Raw genomic sequence first — 8,346 nt, forward strand, 5'->3', positions numbered from 1 at the left:
GGAGCGATAATGTAAGCCTATTACATAGTAAGTTACATAAGAAGCAGAAGAAACAGAACTTAAAATAATACACAGAGGTGTCTCTATTGAGCTACAAATCTAAAAACAAAACCTCCCTTTCCTCCTTCCCTCCGTGTGAGATTTAGCTTCAAAAGATAAAGAAATATATTGACAAAATAATCAAAAAAAAGGAAAAGAAATGACTTAAAAGCGAGTTGCTTTAGCACCTACGTAAGTCATTTGTTATCAAATAGTTGCAGAGATAGATTTTTAAAGGTGCTTAACAAGGCTTCAAAAGGGCGTTAATAAGAACCCAAAAGGGCATCTCTTGCAAGCCAATTGGGCGTTAAATGCAAGCCATTTGATGGTCTTTTAAAAATCAATATATGAAAATTTAGGACAAAAAAAAGATTTCAGTCATTTAAGTGATAAGCTTTGCTTGTTACATTTAGAACTTTAAGAAAAATAAAACAGAGCAACTCCAAGTTTCTTGTTACAAACTTAGAGTTGCTCTGTATGCCTTATTATAGAATAGCTTTAGACTATTACACCAAAATTCTGAAGAGTAAAAAAGAATATTAATGACGCTCGCGGCGAACTGTTACACGCGCTGGAGAGACTCCTGCACTTCCACTTGAAGATGAACGACGAGAGCGACTAACACCACTTATCGATGGACTTGTGCGACGAGAACGTCCAATCTTTCGTGGGGCTTTCTCAGCTTCCTTAGCCGCAGAAAGGCTATCAAGACTATCTCGACGAGCAGGATCGCCATAGATTGTCTTCTCGAAAGCAACCAACTCACGCTCTATCTTCTTCTGTTCTGCAGCCATTGCAGAATCATTTGGACAGTATTGTGCGAGTGTCTTACCCAGCATATTAGTTGTCTTGTAAATCTTTCCCTTATAGAGATTCATCGTGAAATAATCGTCTACACTCATCGTTGCAGCATTATTCAGATTACTGGTCATGATGGTCTGCTTAGCAAAGAATGGGGCCAAGTCATCATAACGCACCCAGAAGAGCGGGTATTTCACTTCGCCATCTCCGAAATCATCTTCACGATACATAATCGGACAAAGAGCTACGACCTTACGATGAAAGGTTGCTGTTCCTTGATCATAATAGGCACTCTCCTTTAGATAGTAGCCTTTCACCTCACCTGAAGGGATATCACTATTGTCAAGGCGAATACCATGATCGGTGCGTTCGTAGAAGATATGATAGTTATCAAGGAACTGCAAAGGCTTAACTCGAGCAGAATCCGTAAATATCTCATTGCCGTCCATACGATAGTTATAGGCTGCAATACCCCCACGATTAGGACCATTCATCATCAACTTGAAGATGTAAGTAAAGAGATTCATCTGCGAACCTACAGGTTCAGTAGGATAATATAATCCAGCATTAGCATCCTCGGTAAGTTTGAGTTCACGATAGATATCACGTCGCCAAACAACATCTTCCTCCATAGGAGCGGTTGTAGGGAAGGATATCTGCGCACGTGTAGTAATCGTATTAGCAGGCGACTGACGCTGTTGTTGATTACGACGTGCAGCAGGCTGCGCACTTACAGAGAGTGCCAAGCAGGCTGTGCAGACTATGAGAAATATCTTTTTCATTATTATTTTGTTTGTTCTTTACTAAAAGAGATGCTGTGATATAGTGTTTTATGAGTAGATACAGTATCAAGACTATCTATCAACTTGTCAACCCGTAAGCTCGTCTACGCATTAACTATCACCTCACAATTACCTCCATATTTCTTCCATTAAGCGTTCGAGTGGTACCATCAGGTCCATGAACGACAACGTTTGTGATATAGAATCGCTTGTTACGGCTCAACTGTCGGAACTGTTCTTTCTGCTGTGGAGAGAAGGAAGCACCATTACTTGCAAGCGGTACAGCGTTACCCATATTATCAAAGAAGACAACACGGAAGCTGGTTACACTGAAAGGAATATCGAGTAAGCCATCATCAATAGCTGCCTGAATGCCTGGTGCAGACATAAGTGCTGCCTTTGAGAGGGCTCCACTATTAAATCTATCAGCACCCATAGCGATATATGGCGATGGATCCGGCAATTTCCTCACACGGAACTGGTAGTCTCCAATCTTACGACCCTTAGCGGATACAGAGATAGTTACAGGCTGACCAACTGCTGAAGGACGTGCGATAAAATGTCCACCTCCCCTTGCTACGAGCGATCCACCTGACATAGTAGCTTGCACATCATGCTGAGAAGTATTAGGAATACTAATGGTGATTGGGTTATCAAAGCCTGCATAGAGTACGTTCATCAGGTCTGCTGCAATAGTAGCCATTCCATCAAAAGGTGGCACCTTCTGCATTCCTTGAGGACTGATATACTCTTTTGGCTGTGGACCACCCGTCACCCAATAGTCTTGTGAGAAGTTTCTACACAACACATTACCTGTTAAGTCCTTGATAAGGATGTATCCATTCAAAGTATGCTTACCAGGTGCACCTGCTTTCACAGTTATCTGGTTGCCCTTAATAAGTTGTCCATTAACAAATACCTGTGGCTGTTGTGTAGAGTCTACAGCCCCCATAAACATCTGTGCAGTCATTGTCTCACCTGGATAAAGGCGTGTCTGACTTGGCACAACGAATGCCTGAAGCTTGTTAACGCGTATATCTTTCAATCCAACATTAGCCACCAAGGTGTGTAACACCTCACCTTCTGCATAGCGAACATCGCTTTGTAACTTAGAGAGAAGCGTTACCGCTGCCGCAACAGGCATATTTTCGAACATATACTCTTCCCAGTTCTTACCCATTGAATGGTGAGGCACCTCCGTAGAGAGGTTACTTGCAATAATCTTCTTCTGTCGTGGGTCTGTTACAAACTGTAATATACGTGCTCGATAGCTATTGATAGCCTCGTAAAGCTTATGCCCTTGTCCATTAGCCGGGTTCAACATAATATAACTGGCAGCCTCAATATTATCCTTTCCTTCGATGTTTAAGGGGTCACCTTTCTCACCGTCAGCCTCACGAACGATGGCTACTTTCAGCGCTTGTGCATAGTTATAGAGGGAATCACTCATCTCTCTAACCGTAGATGCCATCATAAACCACTGCTTAACCTTCTGTGGATTCTTGCGCATCATTTGGTCGAGTTCGCCAAAGATAGCTTCATTTTCCTTAGATGAATTCCCCGTCGTACGGTTCAAGCTCTCTTCAACAACAGAGAAGCCATTGAGTACCTCGGTAGAGATATTCAATGCCAACATTGCCATGAGGACGACGTACATAAGGTTAATCATCTTCTGGCGTGGGGAAATCTTTCTCTTCTTAATAGCCATTAATTCTATTATTTGTAGTGGGAAGACAGCTGAAAACAGACGTCTTCCCTACCATATTTCATCATTACAAGCTTTCAGGGGTAGACTGCTGAGGGGCAACATTAGGTGCTGCCACACGCATATTAACAGTCATTGCCTCAATCATTCGAGCATAGATACTATTGAGTTGCTCTATCTGCTGTGCCATCTTACGGGTCTGGTCATTAATCTGATCGATTGTACCAATCTGCTGGCTGGCACTCTTAAGTTGCATCTCATAAACCTTAGCAATACCTGTGAGAGTACGATTGAGGTTCTCCATCTCTTCGCTATCACGTGTCAAACGCTGACTCTGGTCGTTCACTTTACCCAACATCTCTGTCAGATTCTGCAATGCAGCAACATAGTTTGTTTGTGCTTCTACCATCTCTGGTGTCTGCTGTTGTGCATCTGCGATAGCTTTACTCTGCTGACCAACAACAGCTGCAGCGATATCATTAGCTGAAGGCATTGCCTCTTGAACACTCTGTGCAATATTCTCTGCAGCAGCATATTGTGCCTGTGGTGCAACTGCGGGGTGTTCAACAGTATTTTCGTTGTCATCAAGAAGTTCCTCAGTAACATGTGTTGGGAGATCACGACCATCATCTGTCTTATCAAATGGACGGTCGAACGCCGAGAGGAAGAACACGATAACCTCAGTACCCATACCGAAGTAAAGCATAATATTAGCTCCTGGCAAGTGGGTCAACTTAAACAAAGCTCCAAGAATAACCACTGAAGCACCCCAACTATAACCATAGTTTAGAAACGTTTGTCCAGGAACACTATCCATCCACTTCTGCAGATGGTATATAAGATTGTATTTACTGTACTGTGTCATTTATCTTCTCTTTTTCTTACTGCTTTTCTTATTCTCTTTTGCTGCCTCACTTGAAGAACTTGCAAGACTACGAACACAACGGAAACCGATGTAGCTACGTGGTTGGTTCTGATACTCCCAAGTACGCCAAGCACTGCGGATATAGCTCTCTGGATCCTTCCAGCTACCACCACGAACACTCTTCTTCTTCAAGCGATATGGGTCTTCTTTGGCTGCTTTATAGTCCAACTGTGGATTGAGGTCATTCATCGCATCAACACCCGCCTCTGTATAAATGGTACTTGTCCACTCGGCAACATTACCTGCCATATCATAGAGACCATTAGAGTTTGCGCCATAGATACCAACCTTACTTGTTATCAAATTACCGTCTTTGGTGTAGTTTCCGCGGTCTGGCTTAAAGTTAGCATAGAAACAACCGTTACCATTCTTGACGTTTTGATTGTCCCAAGGGAACTCATCTTGATTCTTTCCACGAGCCGCAAACTCCCACTCAGCCTCTGTAGGAAGACGATAACGCTGTACATAGCGCGCCTCTTTTCCCAAGCCTTTAAGCAGATACTCCGTACGCCAAGCACAGAAAGCATTAGCCTGCTCCCATGTTACACCTACTACAGGATAGTTGTTATAAGTTGGATTACTAAAGTAATTACGGAGATAAATCTCGTTGTCTGAGTTGCGGAAGTCATTCACCCAACAAGTTGTATCTGGATAGATATTAACGATATAGGTATTGAGGAAGTCCCAAGGACCTGTCAACGGACGATTGATGGTCTCGCTATGAATAACGCCGTTTTCATCGATATAAGCTGTATCCTTTGATATCATCACCACCTCATTAGGGTCGACTGTAATATCAGTATTCAAATTACGCTCCTGTGGATTCAAACGGTTACGACGAAGAGCGGCTGATGTGTAATCGTAAATCTCATAACGATAGTTCAACTGTCTGCCATCAATACTCTTCTCACCTGTTACTGGATTAGTTACATAAAGGCTCTCGAAAGCACGCTGCTCATCCTCATTAGGCTTACGAGGAAGTCGCTTGTTCCAATCCAAATGTGGTGTGACAGGATCGCCATTCTTATCTTCTGTAATCATATAGCTTTCATCACCACCATATGCAGGGTCTGCCAAACGGGTACGGATAATAGAATCACGAACCCACTCTACAAACTGCTTATACTCGGAATTGGTTACCTCTGTTTCATCCATCCAGAATCCATCAACAGAGATGTCCTTTACAGGTGTCTTCTTACCCCATAGGGAGTCCTGCTTTTCCAAACCCATTCTTAACCAGCCACGCTTGACAAGTGTCATGCCGTAAGGTGCTGGTTCGCGAAAGGCACGACCTCCACCAACGCCAGTGACCTCACCGCCACGACCTGACGAAGCGGTTGACTTACCAGCAAAACAGCCTGTCAATGTTCCCAAGACGAGTGCACCAAGACAAATGGCAACTATACTTTTCTTCATTTTCATTATATCTTTCTATAGAAATCTTACGCTTTTATGTTTGTTCCTACCTTTCTTCTGCAGGTTTATATCGGTTTGATAGCTGACAAACAGCCCATGACTACCATTCTTGAAAGCTGCTGTACCCGTGTACATCTCATAGCTATAACCCAAGTTAATTCCGTGGAATGTTCCACCAATCATGGCTGTCACTGAGTTTGTTGGACTATAAGAGACTCCTCCATAAAGTACTTTCTTCTCGTGCGTGTAGACTAATCGAGCGGTGATATCAGCCCGATAGTTTACGCCATCATACCGTGCCAAGACAGAAGTCGTTATAGTAAGAAACGGATTTCGTAATTTAATATTGTATCCACCCGTTAAATAATATGTTCGATTTATCTGTAATTCATTGGTCTCTCCCAAATCTACTAAGAGCGCATTAAGGTGCTGAACAGATGCGCCAACATACCAGTTCTTATGCGTATAATAAACTCCAACTCCCAAATCGAGTCCGTGACCGTTGACTTCTCCTTGTGCTAAAGCTGGGTCGCTTGACTCTTCTGGGTCTAACTTAGAGCCATCTAATTTTTCAAAAAGCATACCCACCTGAACACCTGCTGATAGCATTCCGCCCCAAAGGTCCTTACGAAAGGCGTATTGTCCTGCAACACGCTGATGAACAAAGGCTCCTAACTTATCATTCAAAATAGAAACGCCCACACCATGATATTGCTTCATGAAATAGATAGGCATGTCTGCTCCTACGTAGAAAGTATTCGGGTTGTGTTCGTAGCCTGCAAAGTCGAGGGCGTAAGCACCCACAACATTCAGCTTATTGTCCTTTCCTACTGTGGCTGGATTAAACGACGACTCCATCGCCCAGTAGTGACTATAAGACGGATCATACTGTGCCTTGACAGAATTTCCTATCAGACAAGCAAGTGAAAATATGAGTATTAAACGTTTAAACACGATTCTATAACGTATGTCTGGTTGAATTATTGCTTTCTACACGTATAAATATTAAAGAGCGTATGAATACAGAAAGGAAACGCTCTGATAAGAAAGGACTGCCACACCTCTACCACTCTACCCCTTACTTGTCAGGAGAAAGAATGTATACATAAGTGATGATTGTAAATAAATTTCACGTGTCAGATTTTTAATGATGCTCTTTTAGCTTTGAAAAGACGCCCAATTGGCTTGCAAAAGATGCCCTTTGGAAGTCCAACTAACGCCCTTTTGAAGTCCAAATAAGCACCTCTTACAAACCAAGATTATAACTAACTGACTATAAAATAGTTGCAAGAACAAAGAAAACCATAGTATTTCAACAAAAAACGACCAACAAAGATAATTGTTTTGTCATATAATTTCAAATAGCAAAAGCGATCGTTTTATCTCTATCTGAGTCTGTGCACATAAAAAGTTAAGCCAATAACAAATACTATATATACAATAAAAGACTCATATACATATTAGTATGGCTATTACTTGGGCTTTTGCTTCCCACTAACAACAATAAAAAAGAGGTTGTAACGCTACGTTACAACCTCTTTTTTATTCTTTAATATTCGTCTTCATTCCACAAGAAATCGTCCTTTGAAGGATAGTCAGGCCAAATATCCTCGATACTATCATAGACATCTCCTTCGTCTTCAATTTCTTGAAGATTCTCAAGAACCTCAAGTGGTGCACCTGATCGCATTGCATAGTCAATCAGCTCATCTTTTGTTGCAGGCCATGGAGCATCTTCCAGCTTAGAGGCCAATTCAAGTGTCCAATACATATTCTTATTTTTTTACATGATTCTTAGTGCGTGCAAAAGTAACATTTATTTTCTTATCTGCAAGTATTTTTCCATGTTTTTTCACTTAAACTACTATCATTATTCAAATAACGTGACAAAATGAAGAAATAATCTGATAATCTGTTGACAAACTTAAAGATTTCAGGTGAAACTATTGCGATATGGGATAGTGTTACAATTCGACGTTCTGCACGGCGACAGATTGTACGACAAACATGACTTTGAGCAGCTGGTAGAGTTCCTCCTGGTAGAACAAAATGATGCTGTACAGGGAGTTGGGATGAGAGCTTATCGATATTTGTTTCTATCTCCTTAATAAGTTTTTGTGTGCAAAAACGGTCGTCTTCCTTTATCTCTGCACAGGCGAGTTGCCCACCAATTACAAAGAGTTCTTCTTGAATTTCCACAAAAAAATCAATTAAGCTGACAAAAGTATCTCCTTCTTCTAAGGTATCTGCCTGCAATAACGAGATAAGTAAACCTATATTCGCATTTAATTCGTCTAATGTTCCATATGCTTCTATACGCATATCATCTTTCGATAAGCGACTACCATCACATAAGGAGGTCATACCCTTGTCACCTGTCTTCGTATATATCTTCATAATAGTATTACATATCTAAAGTTTAACCTTGTGTTTTCAAAAATTTACTATATATGACTGCTTTACCATATCATTTTTCAGAAACAGTACGCCACAATAATATAAATCAAAGCTAACACCTGTGCGCGAATCTGATATAAGCTCTGACCAGTATTTCTGAGCTTCTTTATCTCGCTTGATATTCTCTATGATCAACACACTTGATGAAGGTAAATGGTCCAATACCTTATCAACAACCATACGATAGTTTGCAACAAGAGGTACACGCACCATACTATACT

Annotated in this window: 8 protein-coding genes (1 of these 8 only partly in view); all 8 read right to left on the reverse strand. The window is 41.4% G+C overall.

What is annotated here, in order from left to right; genetic code table 11:
* Nucleotides 1-578 precede the first annotated feature (578 nt).
* Entirely contained in the window at nucleotides 579-1,622 is a 1,044-nt protein-coding gene (gene porN / locus J4861_RS10305; protein WP_211816756.1) for a type IX secretion system ring subunit PorN/GldN, read from the reverse strand.
* A gap of 118 nt (nucleotides 1,623-1,740) precedes the next feature.
* Nucleotides 1,741-3,330 carry a type IX secretion system motor protein PorM/GldM gene (porM, locus tag J4861_RS10310; RefSeq protein WP_211816757.1) on the reverse strand — a complete coding sequence of 530 codons (1,590 nt, stop codon included), beginning with the start codon at nucleotides 3,328-3,330 and terminating at the stop codon, nucleotides 1,741-1,743.
* A 64-nt stretch (nucleotides 3,331-3,394) separates the two neighbouring features.
* Complete coding sequence (porL, locus tag J4861_RS10315) at nucleotides 3,395-4,192, reverse strand: type IX secretion system motor protein PorL/GldL (RefSeq protein WP_211816758.1); 798 nt, start codon at nucleotides 4,190-4,192, stop codon at nucleotides 3,395-3,397.
* Nucleotides 4,193-5,674 (reverse strand): T9SS ring complex lipoprotein PorK/GldK, encoded by a 1,482-nt coding sequence (porK, locus tag J4861_RS10320; protein WP_211816759.1) that lies wholly within the window; start codon nucleotides 5,672-5,674, stop codon nucleotides 4,193-4,195. It lies immediately after the preceding gene.
* 9 nt (nucleotides 5,675-5,683) lie between these two features.
* Entirely contained in the window at nucleotides 5,684-6,622 is a 939-nt protein-coding gene (locus J4861_RS10325) for a PorP/SprF family type IX secretion system membrane protein (protein ID WP_211816760.1), read from the reverse strand.
* 595 nt (nucleotides 6,623-7,217) lie between these two features.
* Complete coding sequence (locus J4861_RS10330; RefSeq protein WP_004337463.1) at nucleotides 7,218-7,439, reverse strand: DUF2795 domain-containing protein; 222 nt, start codon at nucleotides 7,437-7,439, stop codon at nucleotides 7,218-7,220.
* Between the two features lie 53 nt (nucleotides 7,440-7,492).
* A complete protein-coding gene (locus tag J4861_RS10335; protein WP_211816761.1) occupies nucleotides 7,493-8,065 on the reverse strand; it encodes a cob(I)yrinic acid a,c-diamide adenosyltransferase in 573 nt (190 codons plus the stop codon).
* Nucleotides 8,066-8,101: 36 nt separating this feature from the next.
* Nucleotides 8,102-8,346, reverse strand: partial view of a hypothetical protein gene (locus J4861_RS10340; RefSeq protein ID WP_211816762.1) — the 3' end only. The gene runs 364 nt beyond the window's last position; the window shows 245 of its 609 coding nt (coding positions 365-609); the start codon falls outside the window, past its right edge; it ends in the stop codon at nucleotides 8,102-8,104.

It is taken from the genome of Prevotella melaninogenica, from assembly GCF_018127925.1.
GTDB classification, from domain to species: Bacteria; Bacteroidota; Bacteroidia; order Bacteroidales; family Bacteroidaceae; genus Prevotella; species Prevotella melaninogenica_C.

Coding starts and splice junctions, on each gene's coding strand:
- porN (WP_211816756.1), bottom strand. CDS start 1,622: ATGAAAAAGATATTTCTCATAGTCTGCACAGCCTGCTTGGCACTCTCT.
- porM (WP_211816757.1), bottom strand. CDS start 3,330: ATGGCTATTAAGAAGAGAAAGATTTCCCCACGCCAGAAGATGATTAAC.
- porL (WP_211816758.1), bottom strand. CDS start 4,192: ATGACACAGTACAGTAAATACAATCTTATATACCATCTGCAGAAGTGG.
- porK (WP_211816759.1), bottom strand. CDS start 5,674: ATGAAAATGAAGAAAAGTATAGTTGCCATTTGTCTTGGTGCACTCGTC.
- J4861_RS10330 (WP_004337463.1), bottom strand. CDS start 7,439: ATGTATTGGACACTTGAATTGGCCTCTAAGCTGGAAGATGCTCCATGG.
- J4861_RS10335 (WP_211816761.1), bottom strand. CDS start 8,065: ATGAAGATATATACGAAGACAGGTGACAAGGGTATGACCTCCTTATGT.